The sequence below is a fragment of the Brachybacterium ginsengisoli genome (genome assembly GCF_002407065.1).
GTDB lineage: Bacteria > Actinomycetota > Actinomycetes > Actinomycetales > Dermabacteraceae > Brachybacterium > Brachybacterium ginsengisoli.
In genome coordinates this window covers 3080653-3104612 of the sequence record NZ_CP023564.1, presented here as the reverse complement: position 1 = coordinate 3104612, position 23960 = coordinate 3080653, and the positions used below count along the sequence as shown (strand labels likewise).

20 protein-coding genes are annotated in these 23960 nt (G+C 72.7%); 11 read left to right on the top strand and 9 right to left on the bottom strand.

Annotated features, from left to right (window positions below; genetic code table 11):
• Positions 1 to 8 precede the first annotated feature (8 nt).
• From CFK41_RS13930 to CFK41_RS13900, 7 genes are read left to right on the top strand one after another with little or no spacing between them, the layout of a single operon-like run.
• Entirely contained in the window at positions 9 to 1673 is a 1665-nt protein-coding gene (locus CFK41_RS13930; RefSeq protein ID WP_096800211.1) for a purine-cytosine permease family protein, read from the top strand.
• A gap of 5 nt (positions 1674 to 1678) precedes the next feature.
• Complete coding sequence (locus tag CFK41_RS13925; protein ID WP_096800210.1) at positions 1679 to 1981, top strand: urease subunit gamma; 303 nt, start codon at positions 1679 to 1681, stop codon at positions 1979 to 1981.
• An 11-nt stretch (positions 1982 to 1992) separates the two neighbouring features.
• The gene (locus tag CFK41_RS13920; protein WP_096800209.1) at positions 1993 to 2340 is read left to right on the top strand and encodes an urease subunit beta; all 348 of its coding nucleotides are present in this window, start codon (positions 1993 to 1995) and stop codon (positions 2338 to 2340) included.
• On the top strand, positions 2340 to 4043 hold the full coding sequence (locus CFK41_RS13915) for an urease subunit alpha (protein WP_096800208.1): 1704 nt from the start codon (positions 2340 to 2342) through the stop codon (positions 4041 to 4043). The genes CFK41_RS13920 and CFK41_RS13915 overlap by 1 nt, the downstream gene beginning before the upstream one ends.
• A 5-nt stretch (positions 4044 to 4048) precedes the next feature.
• Positions 4049 to 4714: an urease accessory protein UreF gene (locus CFK41_RS13910; RefSeq protein ID WP_096800207.1), complete on the top strand. Its 666-nt coding sequence runs from the start codon at positions 4049 to 4051 to the stop codon at positions 4712 to 4714.
• Positions 4707 to 5447, top strand: coding sequence for an urease accessory protein UreG (ureG, locus tag CFK41_RS13905; protein WP_096800206.1), 741 nt, complete (start codon positions 4707 to 4709; stop codon positions 5445 to 5447). Before CFK41_RS13910 ends, ureG begins: the two co-directional genes overlap by 8 nt.
• Positions 5444 to 6145: an urease accessory protein UreD gene (locus CFK41_RS13900; RefSeq protein ID WP_096800205.1), complete on the top strand. Its 702-nt coding sequence runs from the start codon at positions 5444 to 5446 to the stop codon at positions 6143 to 6145. Before ureG ends, CFK41_RS13900 begins: the two co-directional genes overlap by 4 nt.
• A gap of 15 nt (positions 6146 to 6160) precedes the next feature.
• On the opposite strand, the gene CFK41_RS17780 is transcribed toward CFK41_RS13900, so the two are convergent.
• Complete coding sequence (locus tag CFK41_RS17780; protein WP_169928819.1) at positions 6161 to 7660, bottom strand: PucR family transcriptional regulator; 1500 nt, start codon at positions 7658 to 7660, stop codon at positions 6161 to 6163.
• A gap of 167 nt (positions 7661 to 7827) precedes the next feature.
• Between CFK41_RS17780 and CFK41_RS13880 the strand changes: the two genes are divergently transcribed.
• The 4 genes from CFK41_RS13880 to CFK41_RS13865 all read left to right on the top strand — a co-directional run bounded on the left by CFK41_RS13880 (position 7828) and on the right by CFK41_RS13865 (position 11873).
• Positions 7828 to 9207 (top strand): MFS transporter, encoded by a 1380-nt coding sequence (locus tag CFK41_RS13880; protein WP_096800202.1) that lies wholly within the window; start codon positions 7828 to 7830, stop codon positions 9205 to 9207.
• 15 nt (positions 9208 to 9222) lie between these two features.
• Positions 9223 to 10203 (top strand): agmatinase, encoded by a 981-nt coding sequence (speB, locus tag CFK41_RS13875; protein ID WP_096800201.1) that lies wholly within the window; start codon positions 9223 to 9225, stop codon positions 10201 to 10203.
• A gap of 40 nt (positions 10204 to 10243) precedes the next feature.
• On the top strand, positions 10244 to 11128 hold the full coding sequence (locus tag CFK41_RS13870) for an aldo/keto reductase (protein ID WP_096800200.1): 885 nt from the start codon (positions 10244 to 10246) through the stop codon (positions 11126 to 11128).
• A 247-nt stretch (positions 11129 to 11375) separates the two neighbouring features.
• Positions 11376 to 11873, top strand: a complete 498-nt coding sequence (locus CFK41_RS13865; protein ID WP_096800199.1) for an FBP domain-containing protein — start codon at positions 11376 to 11378, stop codon at positions 11871 to 11873.
• A gap of 142 nt (positions 11874 to 12015) precedes the next feature.
• Here the strand turns inward: CFK41_RS13865 and CFK41_RS13860 are convergent, their stop codons facing one another.
• The 8 genes from CFK41_RS13860 to CFK41_RS13825 all read right to left on the bottom strand — a co-directional run bounded on the left by CFK41_RS13860 (position 12016) and on the right by CFK41_RS13825 (position 23958).
• Positions 12016 to 12651 (bottom strand): nucleoside/nucleotide kinase family protein, encoded by a 636-nt coding sequence (locus CFK41_RS13860; RefSeq protein WP_096800198.1) that lies wholly within the window; start codon positions 12649 to 12651, stop codon positions 12016 to 12018.
• Positions 12641 to 15877 (bottom strand): UvrD-helicase domain-containing protein, encoded by a 3237-nt coding sequence (locus CFK41_RS13855; RefSeq protein ID WP_096800197.1) that lies wholly within the window; start codon positions 15875 to 15877, stop codon positions 12641 to 12643. The genes CFK41_RS13860 and CFK41_RS13855 overlap by 11 nt, the downstream gene beginning before the upstream one ends.
• On the bottom strand, positions 15874 to 18576 hold the full coding sequence (locus CFK41_RS13850) for a PD-(D/E)XK nuclease family protein (RefSeq protein ID WP_096800196.1): 2703 nt from the start codon (positions 18574 to 18576) through the stop codon (positions 15874 to 15876). The genes CFK41_RS13855 and CFK41_RS13850 overlap by 4 nt, the downstream gene beginning before the upstream one ends.
• Positions 18577 to 18642: 66 nt before the next feature.
• A complete protein-coding gene (locus tag CFK41_RS13845; protein WP_096800195.1) occupies positions 18643 to 19680 on the bottom strand; it encodes a DoxX family protein in 1038 nt (345 codons plus the stop codon).
• 78 nt (positions 19681 to 19758) lie between these two features.
• Positions 19759 to 21222, bottom strand: a complete 1464-nt coding sequence (locus CFK41_RS13840; RefSeq protein ID WP_151904761.1) for an arylsulfatase — start codon at positions 21220 to 21222, stop codon at positions 19759 to 19761.
• A gap of 86 nt (positions 21223 to 21308) precedes the next feature.
• On the bottom strand, positions 21309 to 22430 hold the full coding sequence (locus CFK41_RS13835; RefSeq protein ID WP_096800193.1) for an SPFH domain-containing protein: 1122 nt from the start codon (positions 22428 to 22430) through the stop codon (positions 21309 to 21311).
• A gap of 62 nt (positions 22431 to 22492) precedes the next feature.
• Positions 22493 to 22981 carry a glutathione peroxidase gene (locus CFK41_RS13830; protein ID WP_096801097.1) on the bottom strand — a complete coding sequence of 163 codons (489 nt, stop codon included), beginning with the start codon at positions 22979 to 22981 and terminating at the stop codon, positions 22493 to 22495.
• A 65-nt stretch (positions 22982 to 23046) separates the two neighbouring features.
• Positions 23047 to 23958, bottom strand: coding sequence for a PfkB family carbohydrate kinase (locus tag CFK41_RS13825; RefSeq protein ID WP_096800192.1), 912 nt, complete (start codon positions 23956 to 23958; stop codon positions 23047 to 23049).
• Positions 23959 to 23960: the final 2 nt, after the last annotated feature.

The following is a 23960-nucleotide window of genomic DNA, read 5'->3' as shown; positions in this document are numbered from 1 at the left end:
GAGCTGTGATGAGCGTAGAGACCAGACCTGCCCCGGACGGCGCCGGACCCTCCGCCGACGCCCAGGCCGCGACCCGCGAGAGCCTCGAGGACTACACCCTCCGCTTCGCCCCGCGGTCCTACCGCCGGTGGACCCCGGCGGTCGTGGCGACGAGCGCCCTCGGCGGCATCGCCTACCTCGCGGACTTCTCGATCGGCGCGAACATCGCGCTCACCCACGGCACCCTCAACGGGATCATCGGGATCCTGGTCGCGGCGACGATCATCTTCCTCTCGGGCTTCCCCCTGGCCTACTACGCCGCCCGCTACAACCTCGACCTCGACCTCATCACGCGCGGCTCCGGCTTCGGCTACTACGGCTCGGTGATCACCAACGTCATCTTCGCGTCGTTCACCTTCATCTTCTTCGCCCTCGAGGGCTCGATCATGGCCCAGGGCCTCTTCCTGGGCCTGGGGATCCCGCGCTGGATCGGCTACCTCGTCTCCACGCTGATGATCTTCCCGCTGGTCATCTACGGCATGAAGACCCTTGCGAAGCTGCAGGTCGCCACCACCCCGGTGTGGCTGATCCTCATGGTCATCCCCGTGGCCTATCTCGTCATCTCCCACCCCGACTCGGTGCAGACCTTCCTCTCCCACACCGGGGACAGCGGCGCCGGGGTGAACCTGGCCTCCGCGATGCTCGCGGCCGGCGTCTGCCTCTCGCTCATCGCCCAGATCGCCGAGCAGATCGACTACCTGCGGTTCATGCCGCCCCGCACCGACGCGAACCGCCGCTCCTGGTGGGCCGCCACGATCCTGGGCGGCCCGGGCTGGGTCATCTTCGGCGCGATCAAGCAGATCCTCGGCATGTTCCTGGCCGTGTACCTGGTGGCCAACGTCCCCGGCGCCCGCGAGTTCGCCAACGAGCCGGTGCAGCAGTTCCTGGTCACCTACGAGCAGCTGATGCCGGGCTGGCTCGCGCTGATCCTCGCCGTGGTCCTGGTGGTCATCTCCCAGGTCAAGATCAACGTCACCAACGCCTACTCCGGGTCGCTGGCCTGGACGAACTCCTACACCCGCGTGACCCGCCGCTACCCCGGCCGCCTGGTGTTCCTCGCCGTGAACCTGGGCATCGCCCTGGTGCTCATGGAGGCGAACATGTTCGACTTCCTCAACGGCATCCTCAGCTTCTACGCGAATCTCGCGATGTCCTGGATCTGCGTGGTCGCCACCGACATCGTGATCAACAAGCACGTGCTGAAGCTGTCCCCGGTGCGCCCCGAGTTCCGCCGCGGCATGCTCTACGACTGGAACCCCGTCGGCATCGTGTCCCTGGCCCTGGCCGGCGGCTTCTCGATCGCGATCTTCTTCGGCGCCTTCGGGGCCGCGGCCCAGCCCTTCTCGCCGCTGTTCGCCGTCGGCATCGCCGTGCTCGCCACCCCGCTGATGGCCGTCCTCACCCAGGGCCGCTACTACCTGCGCCGCACCGACGACGGCATCGACCTGCCGATGTTCGACGAGCACGGCAACCCCTCGGGCGAGACCCTCGAGTGCGCCGTCACCGGGATGGAGTTCGAGCGTCCGGACATGATCGCCTCCGCGGTCCCCGGCCCCGACGGCGAGAAGATCTACCTCAGCTCGCTGGCCCTGACCACCGACCGCACCGGGCAGCACGTGCTGCCCAAGGAGTAGCCGCCATGCGCTTCACCCCGGCAGATTCCGAGAAGCTCATGCTGTCGGTCGCGGGGATGGTGGCCCGCGACCGCCTGGACCGCGGCGTGCTGCTGAACCATCCCGAGGCCGTGGCCCTGCTGAGCACCTGGGTGATCGAGCGGGCGCGGGACGGCCGCGGCGTCGAGGAGCTCATGGTCATGGGCCGTGAGGTGCTCGCCCGGACCCAGGTGATGGAGGGCGTGGCGGAAATGCTCACCGACGTGCAGGTCGAGGCCACCTTCCCCGACGGTCGCAAGCTCGTCACCCTGCATCACCCGATCGACTGAGGACACTGCGCATGGACCCCATCACCGACCGGCCGGGCCCCGGCGCGCTCCGCGTGCGCCCCGGGATGCGCGAGCTGAACCGTCGCGAGCGCGCCGAGGACTCCGCCGAGCTGGTCCTCGAGAACACCGGCGACCGCCCGATCCAGATCGGCTCGCACCTGCACCTGCCGGATGCGAACACGGCCCTGGCCATGGATCGGGAGGCCGCCCGCGGCTTCCGCCTCGACATCCCCGCGGGCACCTCGCTGCGGTTCGAGCCGGGCGCCTCGCGCCGCGTCGCGGTGGTGCGCCTGGGCGGTACCGGGCGGGTGCCGGGGCTGCAGGTCCGGTCCACGGCCGACGACGGGGGAGTGCGCTGATGGTGCGCATCAGCGCCGAGCGCTACGCCGCGCTCTACGGACCCACCACGGGCGACCAGCTGCGCCTGGGCGACACCGACCTCTGGATCGAGGTCGAGGAGGATCGCACCGACGGCGGCGAGGAGTCCGTGTTCGGCGGCGGCAAATCGATCCGCGAGTCCATGGGGCAGGGCACCACCACCCGCGCCGAGGGCGCCCCGGACACCGTGATCACCAACGCGATCATCCTGGACTGGTGGGGCGTGGTCCGGGCCGACGTCGGGCTGCGCGACGGCAGGATCGTCGCGCTCGGCAAGTCCGGGAACCCCGACATCTCCGACGGCATCCACCCCGCGCTGCGCATCGGGCCCTCCACGGACGTGATCTCCGGGGAGGGGAAGATCCTCACCGCGGGCGCCTTCGACACCCACGTCCACCTGCTCTCGCCCTCGCAGATCCACGAGGCGCTGGCCACCGGCATCACCACCATCGGCGGCGGCGGGACCGGCCCGTCGGAGGGCAGCCGCGCCACCACCGTCACCCCCGGCGCCTGGCACCTGGGCCGGATGCATCAGGCCCTGGACCGCCTGCCCGTGAACGTGCTGCTCCTGGGCAAGGGCAACACCGTCTCCGCCGAGGCGCTGGCCGAGCAGGCCCTCGCCGGCGCCGCCGGGTACAAGGTCCACGAGGACTGGGGCGCGACCCCGGCCGCGATCGACGCCTCGCTGCGCGCCGCCGGCGAGCACGGCCTGCAGGTGGCCCTGCACTCGGACTCGCTGAACGAGTCCGGCTTCGTGCAGTCCACGATCGCCGCGATGGACGGCCGCACCCTCCACGCCTTCCACATCGAGGGCGCGGGAGGCGGGCACGCCCCCGACATCCTCGAGATCGCCTCCCTGCCCCATGTGCTGCCCGGATCGACCAACCCGACCCTCCCGCACACCGTCAACACCGTGGCCGAGCATCTCGACATGCTGATGGTCTGCCACCACCTCAAGCCCTCCGTGCCCGAGGACCTCGCCTTCGCCGAGTCCCGGATACGCGCCTCGACCATCGCCGCCGAGGACCTCCTGCACGACATGGGCGCCCTGTCGATCACGTCCTCCGACGCACAGGCGATGGGCAGGATCGGCGAGGTCATCACCCGCACCTGGCAGGTCGCGCACGTCATGAAGGACCGCGTCGGCTCCCTCGGCGACACCATGCCGGCGGACAACGAACGGGCCCGCCGCTACGTCGCGAAGTACACGATCAACCCCGCGATCGCCCACGGCGTCGACGCCCACATCGGCTCCGTCGAGGAGGGCAAGCTCGCCGACCTGGTGCTCTGGGACCCGCGCTTCTTCGGTGTGCGACCCGCGCTGGTGCTCAAGGGCGGCGTGATCGCGTGGGCGGCGCTCGGGGACCCGAACGCCTCGATCCCCACCCCGCAGCCGGTGCTGATGCGCCCCGCCTTCGGGGACGCGATCGGGGACGCGCTCTCGGTCTCCTTCGTGGCCCCCTCCGCGGTCGAGGACGGTCTGCGCGATCGCCTGGGCCTGTCCCGGGAGCTGCTGCCGGTGGCCCCGACCCGCGACGTCACCAAGGCGGACCTCCGCCTCAACGACGCGCTGCCCCGGATCGACATCCGCCCGGACACCTTCGAGATCCGGATCGACGGGGAGCTCGTCGAACCGGCACCCGCCAGCTCGCTGCCGCTGGCCCAGCTCTACCAGATGTTCTGAGCCCGATGACTGCCTCAGCGTCGCTCACGGTCGCCCTGCTGCTCGCGGACTCCCGCCTGCCCGCCGGCGCGCACGTCTCCTCGAACGCCCTCGAGGCGGCGCTGCGCGACGGGCTGGCCCCGACTGACGTGGCCGGGTACGTCGCCTCCCGGATCCGCACGGTGGTCCTGGTGGAGGCCGGGACCGCGGTCGTCGCCCGAGCCCTCGGGCCCGCCTCGGACCTGGATCGCCTGCGCGCCGAATGGGCGGCCCGCACCCCGAGCCGCGCCCAGCGCGAGGTCGCCGGCGCCCTCGGGGACGGGCTGCGCCGCGCGGCCGACGTGCTGTGGCCCGGCGCGGTCCCGGTGCCCGACCGGCGGGACAGCTCCTGGCCCCGGCCGATCGTGCTGGGCCTCGTCGCCGCGGCCGCAGGACTCGAGGCCGAGGACCTGGTGCGCCTGATCGCCTACGACGACGCGCAGACCATCGCCTCCGCCCTCCTCAAGCTCGAGCCGGGCGACCCCCGCGCCGCGGCCGCCCTCGTGCTCGAGGCCTGCGCGCTCCTGGAACCCCGCGTGGCGGAGCTCGCCGCGCTGACCGACCCCACGCACATCCCGTGCGCGGGGGCACCCCTGACCGAGGGCTGGTCCGAGGCCCAGTCCGCACTGCCGAGGAGGCTCTTCCGTGCCTGAGAACACCCACCGATCCCCGAACCGCTCGCTCCGGCTGGGGGTCGCCGGCCCCGTCGGCACCGGCAAGAGCTCGCTCATCGCGACGATCTGCCGCGCCCTGGCCGGCGAGATCCGCATCGGCGTGATCACCAACGACATCTACACCGACGAGGACGCCCGCTTCCTGCGCTCCGCCGGGGTGCTCGAGCCCGAGCGCATCCGCGCCGTCGAGACCGGCGCCTGCCCCCACACCGCGATCCGCGACGACGTCACCGCGAACCTCGCCGCCGTCGAGGACCTCGAGGCGGACTTCGACCCGCTGGACCTGGTGCTCGTCGAGTCCGGCGGCGACAACCTCACCGCGACCTTCTCCCCGGCGCTGGTCGACGCGCAGATCTTCGTGCTCGACGTCGCCGGCGGCGGCGACGTGGCCCGCAAGGGCGGCCCGGGGATCGGCCGCGCCGACCTGCTGGTGGTGAACAAGGTCGACCTCGCCCCGCACGTGGGGGTCGACGTGGAGCTGATGCTCGCCGACGCGACCGCGGCACGCGAGGGCGGGCCGGTGCTCGGGGTCTCCCGTCACCAGGAGGACACCGTCGCGGCCCTGCGCGCCTGGGTGCTGGAGCTGCTCGCCGCCCACACCGCGGGCACCCACGCCCCGCAGGACCCCGGGCCGATGGCGCCGCACTTCCACGCCGAGGACGAGCACTCCCACGATCACGAGCACCCCCACGAGCACGCCCACGCCGGATGACACGGATCGTGCTCGAGCAGGCCGACGGACCGGTGCGCCTGCGCCTCGTCCCCGGCCTGCTCCAGCCGCGGCTCGTCTCCCGGACCCGGACCGGCGCCCGGGTGGCGCTGGTCGCCGCCGGGGCCACGCTGCTGGGCGGTGACGAGGTCTCCGTCGACGTGCACGTGGGCACCGACTGCACGCTCGAGATCGAGGACGTCGGCGGCACGGTCGCCTATGAGAGCACCGGGGCGCCCAGCCGGTTCGACGTCTCGATCCACCTGGAAGAAGGGGCCCGCCTGGTGTGGAGGGCCCACCCCTTCGTGGTGACCGACGGGGCCGACGTGCGCCGACGGACCACGATCACCCTCGGCCCCGGAGCCGATCTGCTCCTGCGCGAGACCCTCGTGCTGGGACGCACGGGGGAGTGCGGCGGCCACCTCGCCAGCGCCCTCGAGGCGCGCGACGCGGACGGCGCCCCGCTCCTGCTCGAGCACCTGGACCTCGACGGCGCCGCTCCGCGCCACGGGGTGCTCGGCCCCCACCGGGTGCTCGACACCGCGGTGCTGCTCGGCCGTCGGCCCCCGGAGAGCACCGGTCCGCGCGTGCTCCACCTCGAGGCCCCCGGCGCCCTGGGCCGCACCCTCGGCGCGAGCACCCACGGCACCGGCGTCGAGGAGCTGATGGAGGCGTGGGCCGATGGGGTCGTCCCCTCGTAGCCCGCGCCGCAGCGGTCAGGACATCCCGTCGAGCGAGCGCCTCGCCTGGAGCGCGAGCCACACCTGGGCCAGGTCGCCGCTCTCGTGGAGGTCGACGTCGAGCAGACCCTCGATGCGGCGGATCCGGTAGTGCACGGTCTGACGGTGGAGCTGCAGCGCCTCCGCCGTCCTCTGCCAGGACCGACGGTGCTCGAGGAACGCCTCGAGGGTCTCCATGAGCGAGCCGTCCTGCTCCGCATCGTGCCGGAGCACCGGGCCGAGCCGATGCTCCACCAGAGCCCGGGCATCCGCCCGGTCCGTCGGCCCGAGATCCGGGCTCATCGAGCCGTAGCGGACGCTCGTGGATCCGCTGCGTCGGGCCATCCCCAGCGCCCAGGCCGCCTCCTGGGCGCACTCGGCATACCGGGAGCCGCGCCGCACCGGGCGGCTGAGACCGGTCCGTCCGGTCCGGCCCAGCGCATCGGTGAGCACCCGGAGGGCATGAGGCCGCTGCGGCAGGATGAGCACGGGCGAGCCGGCGCGCAGGGTCATCGCGTACGGGATCCGCGCCCGCCACAGGCTCACGGGGAGCATGCGCAGCCGCTCCTCGTCCTCGCAGGCCACCGCGGCGACCAGGGAGCGCGCGGGATCCAGCCCGATCTCTCCGAGCTCCCGGGCGGCGCCCTGGCGGCGGGCACCTGCGTCCAGGACCGCCGCGGCGAGCTCGCCGTGGATGCGCTGACGGTTGCCGAGCTCGAGATGCGCCTGGGAGAGCTCGAGCGCCGCCACCGTCGCGGCGTGCTGCAGCAGCAGCGTGTCCGGGGGCGTCTCGGAGCGGCTGATCACGGCGAGCACGGCGGCGGACTGGGTGGGGACGGGGACGATGTGCAGGACCCTTCCCCCGGACAGCGGCGCGAGCCGGTTGCCGGAGGAGAGCAGCCCGACAGGGCCGCGGATCGCGCGGGTCACCTCCTCCGGCGGCTGGTCGTCGTGGGGGAAGTAGGCGCGACCGGAGTGGACGTCGCAGACGTCCACGTCGCTGCCCAGGACGGAGATCAGGGTGCGCCGGGTGTGGGAGCGGTCGATGTCCGTGCCGGGGGTGCGACGGATCGCCTCGTAGAGCCGGGCGGTGCGGCTGATCCGCAGGGACTGCTCGGGCTGGACCGACTCCGCGACGGTGCGCGAGATCGCGGCGAAGGGCATCGGGTAGCGGATCCACAGCACCGGGATGCCGAGGCGGTCCGCGGCATCGTCGAAGTCGCGGGTGAGCGGGGGACAGTACATCTCCTCGCCGATCGCGAGCGCGCCGACGCCCACGTCGGACAGACGGTCGAGCAGCTCGACCTGCTCCGCGGCCCCGGCGGGGAAGCTCATCCCGTTGGTCATCATCAGCTCGCCGTGGGAGAGCCAGCGCCAGGGCTCGGGGAGATCCGTGGTGTGGGTCCAGGTGATCGTGCGGTCCAGCCCGGCCGCACCCGCGTGGAGCCGCAGGGTCAGGTGGGGGATCTCCATCAGCTCGCGCACCGACATGACCATCGTCCGCCGCCTCTCGTCCGCCCGCCCGGGGCTCGGTTGTGCATTCGCACGATATCGGTGCAGCGAACTCATACGGATGCACGGCGCGCTGCGCGCCGCCGGAGGCGCATGATCGATGCATCCAGCCGAGTGCCCCCTCTCACCCGGCTCGTCCCCAGGAGGCTCCGATGACCAGCTCATCAGGCGTGATCGACGATGCGCCGCTCACCTCGTTCCACAAGAAGCTCACCGCCTACTCCTCGGGCGGCCCGCTGATCGACGGCTACGCGATCGCGATGATCGGGTTCACCTACGCCAGCATGGGGACCGCGTTCGAGGTGAGCGCCGCGGACAAGGGGCTCATCGCCGCCGCCGCCCTGGTGGGCATCTTCGTGGGCGGTGCGCTGTTCGGCTGGGTCACCGACAAGGTGGGCCGTCATGCGATGTACATCATCGACCTCCTCGCCCTCGCCCTCTTCTCGGTCCTCACCTTCTGGGCCGGCGACGTGTGGCAGATCGTCCTGCTCCGCTTCGCGATCGGCGTCGCCATCGGGGCGGACTATCCGATCGCCACCTCCCTCCTCGCGGAGTACCTGCCCCGCAGGCATCGCGGCAAGATGCTCGGCGCGACCTTCGTGGTCTGGGCCGTCGGCGCGACGCTGGCCCCGATCGTCGCGATCGCCTGCACGGCGGCCTTCGGGGACGAGGCCTGGCGATGGATGCTCGCGAGCACCGCGGTCTTCGCGATCATCACCCTTCTCTTCCGCCTCGGCACCCCCGAGTCCCCGCGCTGGCTGCTCAGCAAGGGACGGGTCCAGGAGGCCGACGCCGCGATCCGGAAGGTCTACGGGCCGGGATACTCGAGCGCCGACCTCGGCCACGAGGAGAGCGCCGGGAGCGTCTCGCTGGGAACCCTGTTCCGTGCTCCGTACCGGGGCCGGCTGATCTTCGTCTGCCTGTTCTGGATGTGCCAGGTCATTCCGATGCTCTCGATCTACTCGTTCTCCTTCGACGTGCTCGCGACCGTGGGCCTCGAGGGCAACGGCGCCGAGGTGTTCCTGGCCGCGCTGTTCGTCCTCGGAGGCATCCCCGGGCTGCTGCTCGTCGACCGCATCGGTCGCAAGGCCCTCCTGGTCTACTCCTTCGCCGGCATCGCCGTGATCTGGGGGATGGCCGGGCTGGTGCCCGGACTGCCGATGATGGCGATCTTCGTGGCGATCTGCCTGTTCGCCTTCCTGTCGGGCTCCTCGAACTTCCTCGAGGTCGTGGTGCCCAACGAGCTCTTCCCCACCCAGGTGCGGGCCACGGCCGTCGGCATCGGCACCGCCGCGAGCCGCATCGGCGCCGCGATCGCCGTCTACCTCATGCCGCTCCTGCTCGCCCATGGCATCGCGTACGTGCTCCTGGCCGGTGCAGCGGTGAGCGTCGTCGGCCTCATCGTGACCCTGGTCTGGGGCGAGGAGACGGCCGGCCGCGCCCTCCACGAGACGAGCGACGGCGCCGAGTCATCGGCGCCGGCGACGGCCTCCGCCCGTCCTCGTCTCACCTCCACCGAACCCACCCTCTGAGAAGGAGCGCCTCCCATGAGCATCCGAGTCCCCGACCCCGTCGGCCCCGTCGACGGCACGGTCGTCCCCCGCTTCGCCGGCGAGTCGACCTTCGCCAGGATCCCGCGCATCGACCAGGTCGCCGACTACGACATCGCCGTCCTGGGCGTCCCCTTCGACGGCGGCACCTCGTACCGGCCCGGCGCCCGCTTCGGCCCGCTGCAGGTGCGCACCTCCTCCCGCCACCTCCGTCCTGCCTTCCATGTCGAGCTCGATGTGGCCCCCTTCGGCGAGCTCCAGGTGGTCGACGCCGGGGACGTGGCGTGCACCCCGTTCAGCATCACGGACGCGATGGCCCAGGTGGAGAAGATGGCGCTGGACGTGCGCGGCGATGCCCCGGAGCGGCGCCTCATCGGCATCGGCGGCGATCACACCATCGCCTATCCGCTGATCCGGAGCGCGGTCGCGAAGCACGGCCCGGTGGCTCTCGTGCACTTCGACGCCCACCTCGACACCTGGGACACCTACTTCTCGACCCCGCTGACCCACGGCACGGTGTTCCGCCGCTGCTTCGAGGAGGGCCTGCTCGCGGAGGACAAGTCGATCCACGTGGGCATCCGCGGCCCCATCTACGACCGGATCGACCTCCGGCAGGACCGGGACTTCGGGTTCAAGGCCATCCGCTGCAGCGACCTCGACCGGATCGGGATCGACGCGGCTGTCGCCCAGGTGAAGGAGCGCGTCGGGGACACCCCCGTCTACCTCTCCCTCGACATCGACGTGCTCGATCCCGCCTTCGCGCCGGGCACGGGGACCCCCGAGGCGGGAGGCCTCTCCAGCCGCGAGCTGCTCGCGCTGCTGCGGCGCCTGGACGGGCTGAACCTGGTCGGCGCGGACGTGGTCGAGGTGGCCCCGGCCTACGACCACGCCGAGGTCACCACCGTCGCCGCGGCGACCGTCGTGTACGACATCATCGCGCTCATGACGAACCAGGCCCTCGGTCGCACGGCCGGCTGACCCCTGGCAGGACCACCGCTCGCGGCATACGCTTACCGGCATGACTGCACCCACCCGCCGCATCGGCTCCCTGTCCGTCTCCGCCCTGGGCCTCGGCGCCATGCCCCTGTCGATGGGGCGCGGCGAGCCCGCCCCGCACGACCGCGCCATGGCCACGATCCACGCCGCTCTCGACGCGGGCGTGACCCTGCTGGACACGGCGGACATCTACTCCCCGACCTGGGACACGATGGGCCACAACGAGAAGCTCGTCGGCGAGGCGCTGAGCTCCTGGGGCGGGGACCGCTCCACCGTCTCCATCGCGACCAAGGGCGGGATCACCCGCTCGGCCGACGGCGGGGGCCGCGACGGCTCCGCCGCGTACCTGCGCTCCGCCCTCGAGAAGTCCCTCACCGACCTGGGCGTGGACTCGGTGGAGCTCTACTACTGGCACCGCCCCGACCGCAGCATCCGCTACGCCGAGGCGGTGGAGGCCCTCGCGACCTTCCAGCAGGAGGGCCTGATCCGCGAGGTCGGCATCTCCAACGCCAACACCGAGGAGATCGACGTGGCCCTCGAGGTGCTCGGCGAGGGCGGCCTGGCCGCCGTGCAGAACGAGTTCTCCCCGACCTTCTTCCACACCAGCCGCCGCGAGCTCGAGCACTGCGCCGAGCACGGCATCGCCTTCGTGCCCTGGTCGCCGCTGGGCGGCACCGGCGGCGGAGCGGCTGCGGTGGGGGAGCGGTTCCCGCAGATCCAGCGCATCTCCGAGTCCCACGGCGTCAGCCCCCAGCAGGTGGTCCTCGCCTGGGAGCTCAGCCTCGGCGAGCACGTCATCCCGATCCCCGGTGCGAGCCGCCCCGAGTCGATCACCGATTCGGCGCAGGCGATGACCCTCGAGCTCGGCGCGGAGGACCTCGAGGAGATGAACCGGATCATCGCCTGAGGGCATCGGGAGAGACGCACGCGATATCTTCCTTGCCCGCTCCGGCGGGCGGGCGTAGCGTGACCGCGTCCATGACGGGAGAGGAGCTGAGCATGCTGATGCTGCATGCAGGGAGCGAGGCGGCCCACGAGGCCTGCTCGGTGTGAGAGCGGCGTGCCCGCACGCCGAATCCTGCCCTGAACTCTCCCGCGCCCGGGACCCCGCGTCGATCGCGGTGCTCTCGCGCGCCCTCTCGTGAGGACCTCAAATGCATTCCCTGACCGCAGACCAGATCCGCTCCAGCTTCGTCAACGCCTCCAAGGGCGAGGCGAAGCGCGCCGAGCTCCCCGACCTCTCCACCGTGATGTGGGAGGACATCGACTATCTCGGCTGGCAGGACGCCCGCAAGCCGGCCCAGCACTACGTCGTGCTCCTGATCGACGACGAGCCGGTGGGCCTGCTGCTGCGCGGCACCGGCCGGCCGCCGAGCCGCAAGATGCTCTGCGCCTGGTGCGAGGACGTCGTCGACGGCGTCGGGGCGGCGTCCTTCGTCGCCCCGCTCGCCGGTGCCTCCGGCCGACGCGGCAACACGATCGGCACCGGCGTGTGCGCCGACTTCCGCTGCTCCCGCAACGTGCGCCGTCCCCCGGCCGCGTTCGAGCTGCGCACCGAGGACCCGGCCCTGGTCGCCTACCACCGCGAGCAGCGCATCACCGGCCTCCAGGAGCGCTGCACTCGCTTCGCCCAGGCGGTCATGAAGGGCTGAGCCGGGCAGAGCCGGGCCCCGGCCTCCTCGCCCACCCGGCGCCGCACGGCATTGAGCGCTGTGCTTCCCCCTTCGGAAGCACAGCGCTCAATGCCGCATGCCGGGGCTCAGCTCGGGTCGGCTGGGACCGCGCCGCACCGCCTCACCCCTCCCGGACCACCGCGTCCGCCCGGTCCCGGGTCCCCGCGACCAGGCGGGCGTTGGCCTCGTCGGGCCCGAGCGCCCACTCGCGCGCCGCGCGGGGCGACTTCCCGAAGCGCTCGTGCCGGGCCACCAGGCGCTCGTGGCGCAGCTCCTCGGGGACCTCCACGAACCAGCAGACGTCCAGCAGCGGCCGCACCAGCGCCCATGGCCCCTCGTCCAGCAGCAGGTAGTTCCCCTCGGTGATCACGAGCGGCACCGCGGGGTCCACCTCGATCGCCCCGGCCAGGGGCTGCTCGAGATCCCGCTCGAACATCGGCGCCCAGATTGGCGGATCCGTGGGACGGGCGGTGCGGATCCGCTGCAGCAGCGCCGCGTACCCCGCCGCGTCGAAGGTGTCCGGCGCGCCCTTGCGGTCGATGCTGCCCCGGCGCGCGAGCGCCACGTCGGCCAGATGGAAGCCGTCCATCGGCACCACCGTGCAGGAGCCGGCCGGCAGCTGCTCGGCCAGGTGCGCGGTGAGCGTGGACTTCCCGGCGCCGGGCGCCCCGGCGATCCCGAGGATCCGCCGCCCGCCGCCGCGCAGCGCCTCGTCCAGCAGCACCCGCGCCGTGCCGAGGGCGTCCTCAGCCCGCATGGAGGACCACCTCGAGCACCTCGCCGCGCAGCGGCAGGTGGATGAGGATCCGGGAGGGCGCGACCCCCGCCGCGGCCAGCGCCCGCGAGTAGGTCGCCATCTGGCCCAGGTACTCCCTGCGCACATGCTCCACGGGATGATCGCCCGGGTAGGACTTGTGGTCCACCAGCACGATCTCGCCCGAGGGCAGGCGCAGCAGGGCGTCGATCCAGCCCTCCATCACCTGGTCCTCCTCGTTCCACCAGGTGATGGGCTGCTCGGTGAGCACCTCCGCGCCGGGGAACTCGGCGGCGAGGAACGCCGCCCAGGCCTCTCCGGCCTCGCGCAGCACGGCCGGCTCGACGGCGCGGGCCACCGCCCATCGCTCCACCAGGCGTGCGGCGGCGGTCTCCTGCTGTGCGGCGTTCAGCGCCTCGAGCGGCAGTGCGAGGTAGGCGTGGATCGCCTCGCCCACCCGTTCCCACTGCGGTCCGCCGCCGGTGACCAGGCGCCGCCCGATCTCGCGCGGCTCCTCCACGGTGCCGAGCGAATCCGCGGAGGCCGACGCCGAGGCCTGGAAACGGGCCGCCGCCCGCGCGGCGGAGCCGCCCGTCGGCCGCAGCGGGATGTCCGTCGCGGCGAGCGGATCGGTGACCTCGGGGAGCCGTGCCGGGGGTTCCTCGATCAGGTCGTCGACGTTCACCCGGGTGATCCGGGCCGGCAGCGGCTCCGCGGTGCCGGCCACGGTGAGCGCGTCCTCGCCCCAGGCGACGAGCGATCCCGAACCCTCCTCGATCAGCGCATCCAGCGCGGTGCGGGGCCCGGGCACGGCGAGCACGCCGGTGCTCGCGGCGCGGGTGAGGGCCACGTAGTGCAGGCGCCCGGCCTCCTCCGCCTCGCGACGGGCGCGGTCGGTGGCGGCCTCGGAGGCGGCCAGGCGCTCGGCGAGCTCGGCGGGCACCGGCATCTTCGGCCAGAAGAGCAGGCTCCGGCCGTCGAGCGGCGCGGTGACGTCCACCCGCTCGGGCGAGCGGACCAGCACGCCCCAGGTGCGGTCGCGCTCCTTCGGCGGGGCGGAGAGGTGGGTGATCACGTGCTCCCACTCCAGGCCCTTCGCGCCGTGCACGGTCCCCACCCACACCGCCTCGGGCAGGCCGGAGAGATCCGGGCCGTCCTCCCAGGCGTCGAGCTCGGCGCGCAGCCCGGTGAGCGTGATGGGGGAGCCCTCCGCGCGGCGGCGCTGGGTCGTCTCGCGGGCCAGCGCCCGCAGCGCGTCCAGGGAGCGGCGCCGGGAGCCCTGGCCGCTCCAGCGCTTGATCCGCTGCGGCAGGTCGAGGGCGTCGATGAGGGCGCTGATCATCTCCTCGGGGGTGAAGCCGATGCAGGCCCGCCGCACCTCGCGCAGCCCGGCGAGGGTCTCGTCCTCCCACCAGGCGGCGAACACCTCGCGCCGTGCCGGGCGGTCCGGGGCGGCCATCAGCTGCGCGAACCAGTCGTGGTGCGCGGCATGGTCCTCGAGCAGGGACACCAGCTCGGTCAGCGCCAGGGTGTCGCTGCCGTCGAGGGTCACCGCGAGCGCGGCCCGCACCAGCTGCGCCTCGCGGGTGGCGAGCAGCGCGTGGGCGGCGCCGGCGGTGGGGACGCCGCGCTCCTGCAGCGCCGAGACCACGGCCTGGCGCTGGGCGTTGGTGCGCACCAGCACCGCGGTGGCGCCGGGGGTGAAGGTCCCCTCCTGGATCCGCAGACGGATCTTCTCGGCGATCATCGCGGCGTGCTTCTCGGCGCTGACGGCGCGGCGGTCGTTCTTGGTCGCCTCCCACACCTCGAGCGTCCCGCCGGCCGCGCGCTCGGCCCGCTGCGGCGGGATCGAGAGGGTGACCTGCTCGGCGCCCCCGCCGTCCGGGGCGAACACGCGGGTGAACACGGCGTTGGAGAGGTCCACGAGCCGCTGCCGGGACCGCCAGGAGAAGGAGAGGTTCTCGACCTCGCCGCGGCCGAACACCGTGGTCCCGCCCTGGACCGCGGCGATGATGTCCTGCATGAGCTTCGGGTCCGCGTCGCGGAAGCCGTAGATCGCCTGCTTCGGGTCGCCCACCCAGATCTTGTCCTCGATGAGCTGCGACAGCTCGAGGAACAGGGCGAGCTGCACGGGGGAGGTGTCCTGGAACTCGTCCACCGCGAGCAGCCGGAACCGGCTCGCCACCGAGGCCCGCACCCGCGGCGACTCCTGCAGCAGGCGCAGCGCGCGCACCTCCTGGTCGATGAAGTCGATGAGGCCCAGCTCCCGCTTGTACCGCGCGTAGGCCTCGAGGGAGTCGGCGGCGGTGCCGAGGATCAGGGCGAGGAGATCCTGCAGGTCCTGCTGCCAGGCGGCGTTCGCGGGCAGCGCCTCCGCGATCTCCTCGGCGAGCGGTGCCAGGGCCCTCGTGGCGACCGCCCCGAAGCCACCTCCCGCGATCCGCAGCCAGGCCGACCAGGGCGCCCGGTCGTGAACGGCCAGCCGTCGCCGCAGCCGACGCAGCGTCTCCAGATCCCCGGAGGTCCTGTTCAGGCTGCGGGCACCGATCGGGCCGCCCGCGATCGGGTCCCCGTCGGCCGTGCGGGAGGCGTCGAGGTCGCCGGCCAGGTCGTCCAGGCGCTGATCCAGCAGGTGCAGCCAGCGGGGGCGCTGGTCCGCCTCGGGCTCCGGCAGCTCCGCGGCGCGTCGGTACTCCTGCCACGACGTCTCCGCCGCGGCGCGCAGGTCCTCGGCGCCGAGCAGGTTGGTGCGGGCGGCGTCGGCGACGTCCTTGACCCGGGCGCGCCAGGCCTGGGTGAGGGCGTATCCGGTGGCGTTCTCGTCGCCGTCGTGCTCGGTGCGGGCCAGCAGATCGGCCCAGCGCACCCCGGAGACGGCCGCGGTGCCGGCGATCGCGGCGGCGAAGGCGGCCCTCTGCGTGGTGTCGTCGAGCACCTCGACGGCGGGGGAGATCCCGGCGTCCAGCGCATAGTCGGTGACCAGGCGCCCGGCCACGGAGTTGACGGTGCCGATCACGGCCGAGTCGATGCCGCGCGCCTCCTCGACCTGGGCCCGGTCCAGGAGGGTCGAGCGCACCCGGGAGGTGAGCTCCTCGGCGGCCTTCACGGTGAAGGTGGTGGCGATGATCTGGGAGGGGTCGATCCCGCCCTCGATCCGCTCGGCCAGTCGCTGGGTGAGGGCGTAGGTCTTCCCCGACCCGGCGGAGGCGTTGATCAGGGTGAACGTCATGACGCATCGCCTCTCATCCCGCACAGCAGCGAGAACTCGCAGTAGTCGCAGCGGGCGTCGACCACGAGGGAGCCGGCGCCCCGGGCCGCCTCGCGCGCCCGCGCATAGGTCTTCTTCGCCTCGGTGCGCGGGGTGGACAGGTCCTGCCCGGCGTCGAGGAGGATCTGGCCGCTGCGCGCATCGACCACGCCGTCGCCGATCGCCTCGAGCGCCTCGGTCATCCCCGTCGTGCCGCGGGACCACAGGTCCTCGATGTCGAGCGTGGGGCGGCCGTGGGGGTCCAGTGCCGGGTTCGAGGCCACGAACTCGCCCTGGGAGAGCAGGAAGTAGCCCACGTCGGTGCGGTCGTCGTGCAGGGAGACGGCGTAGGAGGCCAGCTGCAGCGCCTCCCCGGTGTCGAACAGGTCCGGATACTTCTGCGCGGCGTAGGTCCACTTGAGGTCGATGACGGTGGGCGCGCCGGAGGCGTCCTCGGCGAGCACGTCGCGGAAGCCGAGGAAGGGCACGGTGAGGTCGCCGCGGCGCAGGTGCAGGGTCAGCGGCTCCTCGAAGCGGGACTCCACCGAGGTGATCACCAGCCCCGCCGCGCCGAGACGGTCGAAGAACTCGACCAGGGAGCGCACCGCCTGCTCGCGCAGGGAGGCGAGCTCGACCTCCCGGCCGGGCAGCTCGAGCTCGGAGGCCAGGCGCGGCACCTGCGCCATGATCTCCTCCCGGATCCGCTCGGGCGTGGGAGGGCCGGTGCGCCCCTCCTCCTCCTCCGCGCTGAGCACCAGCTCCTCGACGACGGCGTGCACGAGGGTGCCGATCATCCGGTTGCCGGTGGGCACGGTCGCGACCGATGCGGCGCGGATCTGCAGTCCGTTCCCGAAGGTCCACTTCTGCCGGCAGCCCAGCAGATTCTCCGCCTGGGAGTAGGACAGCCGCGGCGGCACGATGTGCGGGGCGGGGGCCACCTGGCGGGTGAGGTCCCGGGGCGGCTCGGGGATCCGTGCGGGCGTCGGCACGCGGAGCGGCCGACGGGAGCCGGCGAGCTCGAAGCCGTCGTCGACGAGGGCGTCGGCGGGGGAGAGGGTGAGCCCTGCGAGCACCTCGGCGACGCCCTGACCGGGCTCGGCGCGCTCGGCGGCGAGGTGGGCGAGCAGGGCGTGCGGGGCGGTGGCCTTCTCGGTGCGGCGACGGGTGCGCACCACGACGAGGCGATCCGCGCCGCGCAGGCCGCGCAGCCCCGCGTCGGTCTCGAGCGCGGCCAGCCGAGCCGGCTCGAGCAGGTGGGCGCCCAGCGCGGTGAGCGCCTCCACCTCGGCCGCGTCCCACTGCACGCCGGTGCGGGCGTCGTCGCGGTCCGCACCCCACCACAGCACGTCCCCGCCGCGGGGCAGCAGCTGGGCGGGCCGCGAGCAGGTGCGCCAGGCGGTGGTCGCCTCGGGCCGGGCGAAGGGGGAGGCGGCGCGGCCGCCGGCGGAGTCGACGATCTGGGACAGCTCCCGCTCGCCCAGCGCCGTCCCCTCGTCGAGGGTGCCCAGCACGTCCAGCAGCACCTGGAGATGGGCGGTCGCGCGGGTCAGCCCGGGATCGCCCTGGCCGAGGGCGCGCAGCCGGGCGCCGAGGGGCTCGGTGGCGGTGCGTAGCCGGGACGGGGTGAGCTGCGCAGGCGGGATCGGGTCGGCGACCAGCGCGTCGAGGGCGCGGACGATCGCGAGCCCGCTGCCGGAGATCTCCTGGTCCGCCTCGAGTGCCGCGATGGTGCGTCGCCAGGCGGTCCCGCCGGTGCCGGGCTCCTGCGCGAGGGCGTCGAGCAGGGCCGCGCGGGCCCGCGCGGGGACCAGGCCCACATGGTCGCCGCCGCTCTCGGGAGCGTCCATCACCCGCAGGTCCAGGAGCGCCGCGAGCTGCTGGACGTCCACCGGGGCCACGGCGAGGGAGAGGAACAGCGGCAGAATCTGCAGCGCGGTGCGATCCGCGGCCGGTTCGGCGACGCCCACGGCGGGGAGGTCGCGGCGATGCAGCTCCTGGTCGAGCACGACGGTGTCCGCGCCGGCGAGGATCTGCAGGGGCGCGCCCTCGCGGCCGGCGAGCAGACGGGCGGCGGTCTCGGCGGCGGACCATTCGTCCTCCGCCTCGAGGATCAGCAGCTCCGGCCGACGGGACACGGCGGCCTCGACCTCGGTCACGCGCACCCCGGCCCGGTCCAGCAGCTCCAGCAGCTGCGGCCACAGCCCGGGGAGATCCGTCAGCGCCTCATGGCAGATCAGCTCCTCGATGCCGAGCGGCCACGTGACCTCCTGCTCGAGCACGTCCACCAGCTCGCGCAGGTCGTCGGCCGCACCGGGCGCCGCGGCGGAGGCGGTGCGCAGCTCCTCGATCGCGCACAGGGCCGCGATCCGCTCGGGCTGTCCCGGCGCGGGGCGCAGCCGTGCCCCCGCCGCGACGGCGGCATCGCGCCAGCTCAGGAGGGTGGTGGCCGTGGACCACGGATCCACGGCGAAGGAGCCGCGGGGCCAGGGATGGTCGGCCCGGGCGATCGCGCGGGCGTGCTCGGCGACCCGCACCGCCTGCTCGATCGACGGCCGGGTGAGGCCCAACCGGTTCTGCAGCAGCTGCACCAGGGCGCGGGGTCCCATGCGCGCCGTGCCGTGCGCGCCCGTGCCGTCGGCCCAGGCGGAGCCGTCGAGGGACCATCCGAACTCGATCCGCATGCGGGGGCTCCTCCGTCGCAGGTGGCAGGCCGGTCGCGGGCCTGCAGACCCACTGTAGGGGAGCGCTCAGACGTTGAACGGGTCGTCCGCGCGCCAGCCCCAGCTGAAGTCGCGGTCATACACCGTGGTGCCCGACGGGTCGGGGGCGAGCACAAGATCCAGCCCCTCACCCGTGACGCGGAGGGTGCCGTCCGCCTGCTCCTGGATCTGCAGCGAGAGGTCGAGGCTCTCGGAGCCCTGGTGGTCCTGTAGCGGCGTCCCCTCCGTGCGCAGCGGACGCAGCGACAGCTCGACGACCCCCGAGTCCCCGCGGGTCCAGGTGCCCCTCAGCAGGGTCCCGTCGGCGCGGCGGATCTGCACCGCGGCGTCCTCGCCGTAGCGGACCTCGCCGAAGGCCGCGGCGGCCCAGCGCTGGTCTTCCGAGAGCTGGGCGGCGGGCTCGGCGGTGTCCTCCGCGACCTGCCACACCCCGGCCGGGGCCGCCTCGTCCGTGCTCCGCTCGGGGTACATCTGCGCCATCCCGAACCCGATCAGGACCACCAGGGCGAGGCCCGCGATCGGCCCGAGCCAGTCGGTGAACCGTGCCATCGGCCGCCACGGCACCAGGACGGGCCGGGGGCCGCGCGGGATCTCGCCGTGCCCGAGGAACGCCCGCGCCAGCCGCGGCATCCACGGGATCAGCACCAGCAGGGACATCACCAGCAGTGCGAGCGAGATCTGCTTGACCGGCACGTCGTAGCCCAGGTTCAGCACGAACACCAGCGCCATCGACCCGGCTGCGATCGCGGCGCCCAGCGGCACCGAGCGCCGCCACAGCAGCGCCACCGCCGCACCCCATTCGGCCAGGCCGCCGAGCACCTGGAAGAGCGGGGAGAAGGCGACCATCCGCCACAGCACGCCCATCGGGCTCATCTCGCCCTGGGTGATCAGGGCATCGCCCATGTCCGCCACCCCGAACTGGCCCAGGACCAGCTTCGCGTAGCCGTAGTACAGCATCGCCACCGCGAGCAGCAGGCGCACGATGCCGTGCGCCCACCAGCCCAGGGTGACGGCCACGGTGCGGCCCAGCTGCTTCTCGGCGGAGTAGTCGACGGTCTCGCTCATGACTCCACTCCACCGCACCGCGACCCCCTGAAGGACCCTCCGATGCGGTGGTTCCGGGTCCGACCTTCGGCCAGTGCCTCAGAGTCGCGTGAACTCCCGCACCCACGACGCCTCGGTCTGCACAGGACGGCCGGCGACGAGCTCGCCGTCGCTCACGAACCCCTCCTCGCGCCCCTCCAGCGCCGCCACCAGCAGTGCGCGGTGACGGGCGAGCTCCTCCTCGTGCTCGGGGAGGCCGGCCAGATCCCTCTCCTCCCGCGGGTCCGCCGCGAGGTCGAACAGCTGCTCGTTGCCGTCGCCGGAGAACCACACGTACTTGTGGCGCTCCGAGCGGATCCACTGCATCGACTGACGGCCCAGCGAGCCGATCACGTGCTCGCCGTGCAGGTGGTCGCGCACCGCGCCGCCCGGGCGCAGGCTCATCCCGTCCACGTCGTGGGGCACCTCGACGCCGGCGAGCTCGAGCACCGTCGGCATGACGTCCCGCAGCTCGGCGATCGAGTCCACCTCGCCGATCTCGCCCCACGCCTCGCGCCAGCGCGGCGGCACGTGCACCACCAGAGGCACCCGTGCCGAGCCCTCATAGCCCACGGACTTCCGGTACATGTCGTGGTCGCCCATCATGTCGCCGTGGTCGGAGAGGAACACGATGACGGTGTCCTCGAGCAGGCCCTGGTCCGAGAGCGTCTCCCGCAGCCGGTTCAGCTGCAGGTCGATGAACTCGATCGAGCCGTAGTAGCCGGCCCGCACCTGCTGGTGGGTGGACTCCTTCTGCGCCCCGAACTCGGCCTCGGAGCCGAAGTCCCGGCGGTGCTCGTCGAAGCCGCCGACCCAGTCGCCCATCGCCCGCGCCCCGAACTCCCGCTCGCGGTACTTGTCCCACAGCCACTGGGGCGGATCGAAGGGCGCATGCGGCCGATGGAACGACATGTACAGGAAGAAGGGCCGGGACGGGTCGCGCCGCTCGAGGAAGCGGAAGGACTCATCGGCCACCCAGCGGGTCGGGTGCAGACGTTCCTCCCGCTCCCACGGCCGGGCCGTCATCGCATTGCAGCCGATCCCGGTCTCCTGGTAGTCGGCGCGGGGGTCGCCGGTCTCGCGGCGCAGGAACTCGACGTAGTCGTCGATCATCGCGGACGGGCCCCGGCTGAGCCGGCGCGAGGTGTGCAGGAAGCCGTCGTGCAGCAGCACCTCGTCGAAGCCGCAGCGCGCCCGGTCGGGGAAGACATGCATCTTGCCCACCCCGAACGCCTGGTAGCCGGCCTCCCGCAGCGTGGACTGCAGGGTCACCGGGTAGGCCTCCGGGAAGGAGATCCCCTCGCGGTAGCCGTACCGGCCGTGCCGCTCCTGCGACTGCCCGGTGAACAGCGCGACGCGGGCGGGCACGCACGTGGGCGTCGCCGAGTACGCCCGTGTGAAGCGGTAGCCGCCCCGTGCGAGGTCGTCGAGGTTCGGGGTGTCGATGTGGTCGTCGCCCGCGATGCCCATCGCGTCGGCCCGCATCTCGTCGACGCAGACGAGGATGATGTTCGGTCGGTCCATGGGGGTCATCCTCTCAGGAGTGCTCCGCGGGACGACGAAGGGCCCGGCGCACCACGTGCGCCGGACCCTCCGGGGGTGTGCGGGCCTCAGCCCTGGTTCGCGGAACCGGGATGCGCCCACGGCGGGACGTCCCCGCCGGGGTAGTCCTCGGGCACCTGCTGCTGCGCGGCACGGGCCTGCTGCTCGGCGCGACGTCGGGCGCGCTGCTCCTCCTGCTGACGGAGCTGGCCCGCGCTGACCCGGCGGTTCTCGGCGTCCGCGGCGTCGGCGTCCTGCGACGCCTCCGCGGCGGCCTGGGACTGGAGCATCGCGGTGCGGATCTCCTCGCCCATGCCTCCGACGGCGCCGGGATTGCTGGGCAGGTACAGCACGTTGGAGCGGCCGTTGCGGGCCACGTCCTGCATGGTGTCGAAGTACTGGGTCATGAGCAGGAGCTGCTCGGCCGAGTTCTCGATGCCGACCTTGCGGAGCATCTCGTACTGCTCCGCGATGCCGAGCGCGATCGCCTTGCGCTGGGCGGCGACGCCCTCACCCTGGAGGCGCTTGGACTCCGCCTCGGCCTCGGCCTGGGTGACGCGCTTGATCTTGTCCGCCTCGGCGAGGGACTGCGCGGCGACGCGGTCGCGCTGGGCGGCGTTGATGGAGTTCATCGAATCGCGCACGCGCTGGTCCGGGGAGATGTCCTGGACCAGGGTGTTGATGATGTTGAAGCCGAACTCCTGCATGCGCTCGGACAGCGTCGACTCGACGCTGCGGGCGATGTCGTCCTTCGATTCGAAGGCGGCGTCGAGCTCGAGGCCGGAGAGCGCCGAGCGGACGGTGTCGAAGACGTAGGAGCGGATCTGCGCCTCGGGGTTCGACAGCTTGTAGTACGCGTCGACGACCTGCTCCTCGCGGATCCGGTACTGGACCGCGACCGGGACGGTGACGAACACGTTGTCCTTCGTCTTGGACTCGATGTTCACCTCCAGCTGCTGCACACGCAGCGAGACCGGCTTGGTGATGTTGTCGATGAACGGGGTCTTGACGTTCAGACCCGCGTGGGCGACGCGCTTGAACTTGCCGAAGCGCTCGACGATGACCGCTTCCTGCGTGTGCACCGTGAACATGACCGACGTGCGCAGGCCGCCGAACAGCAGCGCGGCGACGATGGCCAGGACGATGAGGAGTCCTACCCCCAGGACGAGGACGACGATGACGCCTTCCATGAATACCCCTTCTCTCTGTGGTGAAGTCTGTGATCCACGCTATCAATCCGGACGAATGCCCGTCAGCGCAGGCCGAGCTCGCTCTCGATCCGTCGGCCGATGCGCGCCGGCGGCACCAGCGGCGCGTACCGCCGCAGCACCTTCCCCTCGCCGTCGATGAGGAACTTGGTGAAGTTCCAGGCGATGCGCCCGCCGATCACGCCGGCCTTCTGCGTGCACATCCACTGCCACAGCGGGTGCGCGTCCGGGCCGTTGACGTCGATCTTCGAGAACAGCGGGAAGCGCACGTCGTAGGTCGAGGTGCAGAACTCCTGGGTGTCCTCGTCGGTGCCGGGATCCTGGTGGAACTGGTCCGACGGGAAGCCGAGGACCGTGAAGCCGTGCTCGGAGAAGCGGTCGTCCAGGTCCTGCAGGCTGGTCAGCTGCGGGGTGAAGGCGCACTGGGTGGCGATGTTGACGACCAGGACCAGGCGGCCGCGGTACTCGCTCATCGGGCGGCGCTCGCCGTCGATCGTGATCGCGGAGAAGTCGTGGAAGGTCCGCTCGTCCATGGTCTCCTGATCCGTCTCGAGGGTGACGTGCGCCTCCATCGTAGGGGGCGGTGCTGGATGCGCTCTCAGGCGAGGAACGCGTCCACCTCGTCGCGGGTGGGGGCGCTCTCCGTGCCGCGCCGGGTCACCGCGATCGCCGCAGCGGCGTTCGCGCGGGTCGCGCCGGACTCCCAGTCCGCGCCGAGGGCCCGCTCCGCCAGCAGCACCCCGGTGTGGGTGTCGCCGGCGCCGTTGGTGTCCACCGGGGTCTGCGGGAAGGCGGGGATCTCGGTGCCGCGCCCGTGGTGGAAGACGAGGCAGCCACGATCGCCGTCGCGCACGATCACGACCGCTCCAGGCCGCAGCCGCCGACGGATCGCCTGCGGCGTGTCCTCGAGGTCGTCGAGATCGGTGAGCGCCCGGGCCTCATCGGCGTTCGAGGTCCACACCGTCGTGCACGCCAGCACCCGGCGCTGCACCTCCTCGGGGAAGTCGGCGAAGGGGTCCCCGGGATCCAGGACCACGTCCACCCCGGCCGGCAGCGCCTCGAGGAACTCCAGCAGCGGCTCCCGGGTGGGCTCGAACAGGCTGTAGCCCGAGACGCACACCAGGTCCCCGGCCTGCGGCTCGAGCGTGGCCAGCGAGGCGGCGGTGATGTCCCGCTCCGCGCCGTAGACGGTGAGGAAGGTGCGCTCCGCCGAGGGTTCGATCAGCACGGTGCAGTACCCGGTGTCGGCGTCCGGGCGGGGCGCGTCCGAGAGCGCGATGCCGTCCCGGGCGAGGGCCTCACGGATCAGGTCGCCGTTCGGGCCGGTGCCGTGCGCTCCGCCGTGCACGGCCTCGGCGCCGGTGCGGGCGGCCGCGATCAGCGTGGTCACGGCGCCGCCGGCGTACTTCTGCTCGCTGCGGGCGTTGACATTGCCGCCGCGCAGGGGCAGCGCGTCGACCTCCAGGATCACGTCGACGAGAGCCTGGGCGGTGTGGAGCACTCGGGGCATGG

Excerpts from the sequence above, each read along its gene's own strand:
- CFK41_RS13930 (WP_096800211.1), top strand. The coding sequence starts at position 9 with ATGAGCGTAGAGACCAGACCTGCCCCGGACGGCGCCGGACCCTCCGCC.
- CFK41_RS13925 (WP_096800210.1), top strand. The coding sequence starts at position 1,679 with ATGCGCTTCACCCCGGCAGATTCCGAGAAGCTCATGCTGTCGGTCGCG.
- CFK41_RS13920 (WP_096800209.1), top strand. The coding sequence starts at position 1,993 with ATGGACCCCATCACCGACCGGCCGGGCCCCGGCGCGCTCCGCGTGCGC.
- CFK41_RS13915 (WP_096800208.1), top strand. The coding sequence starts at position 2,340 with ATGGTGCGCATCAGCGCCGAGCGCTACGCCGCGCTCTACGGACCCACC.
- CFK41_RS13910 (WP_096800207.1), top strand. The coding sequence starts at position 4,049 with ATGACTGCCTCAGCGTCGCTCACGGTCGCCCTGCTGCTCGCGGACTCC.
- CFK41_RS13900 (WP_096800205.1), top strand. The coding sequence starts at position 5,444 with ATGACACGGATCGTGCTCGAGCAGGCCGACGGACCGGTGCGCCTGCGC.
- CFK41_RS17780 (WP_169928819.1), bottom strand. The coding sequence starts at position 7,660 with ATGGTCATGTCGGTGCGCGAGCTGATGGAGATCCCCCACCTGACCCTG.
- CFK41_RS13880 (WP_096800202.1), top strand. The coding sequence starts at position 7,828 with ATGACCAGCTCATCAGGCGTGATCGACGATGCGCCGCTCACCTCGTTC.
- speB (WP_096800201.1), top strand. The coding sequence starts at position 9,223 with ATGAGCATCCGAGTCCCCGACCCCGTCGGCCCCGTCGACGGCACGGTC.
- CFK41_RS13870 (WP_096800200.1), top strand. The coding sequence starts at position 10,244 with ATGACTGCACCCACCCGCCGCATCGGCTCCCTGTCCGTCTCCGCCCTG.
- CFK41_RS13865 (WP_096800199.1), top strand. The coding sequence starts at position 11,376 with ATGCATTCCCTGACCGCAGACCAGATCCGCTCCAGCTTCGTCAACGCC.
- CFK41_RS13860 (WP_096800198.1), bottom strand. The coding sequence starts at position 12,651 with ATGCGGGCTGAGGACGCCCTCGGCACGGCGCGGGTGCTGCTGGACGAG.
- CFK41_RS13855 (WP_096800197.1), bottom strand. The coding sequence starts at position 15,877 with ATGACGTTCACCCTGATCAACGCCTCCGCCGGGTCGGGGAAGACCTAC.
- CFK41_RS13850 (WP_096800196.1), bottom strand. The coding sequence starts at position 18,576 with ATGCGGATCGAGTTCGGATGGTCCCTCGACGGCTCCGCCTGGGCCGAC.
- CFK41_RS13845 (WP_096800195.1), bottom strand. The coding sequence starts at position 19,680 with ATGAGCGAGACCGTCGACTACTCCGCCGAGAAGCAGCTGGGCCGCACC.
- CFK41_RS13840 (WP_151904761.1), bottom strand. The coding sequence starts at position 21,222 with ATGGACCGACCGAACATCATCCTCGTCTGCGTCGACGAGATGCGGGCC.
- CFK41_RS13835 (WP_096800193.1), bottom strand. The coding sequence starts at position 22,430 with ATGGAAGGCGTCATCGTCGTCCTCGTCCTGGGGGTAGGACTCCTCATC.
- CFK41_RS13830 (WP_096801097.1), bottom strand. The coding sequence starts at position 22,981 with ATGGACGAGCGGACCTTCCACGACTTCTCCGCGATCACGATCGACGGC.
- CFK41_RS13825 (WP_096800192.1), bottom strand. The coding sequence starts at position 23,958 with ATGCCCCGAGTGCTCCACACCGCCCAGGCTCTCGTCGACGTGATCCTG.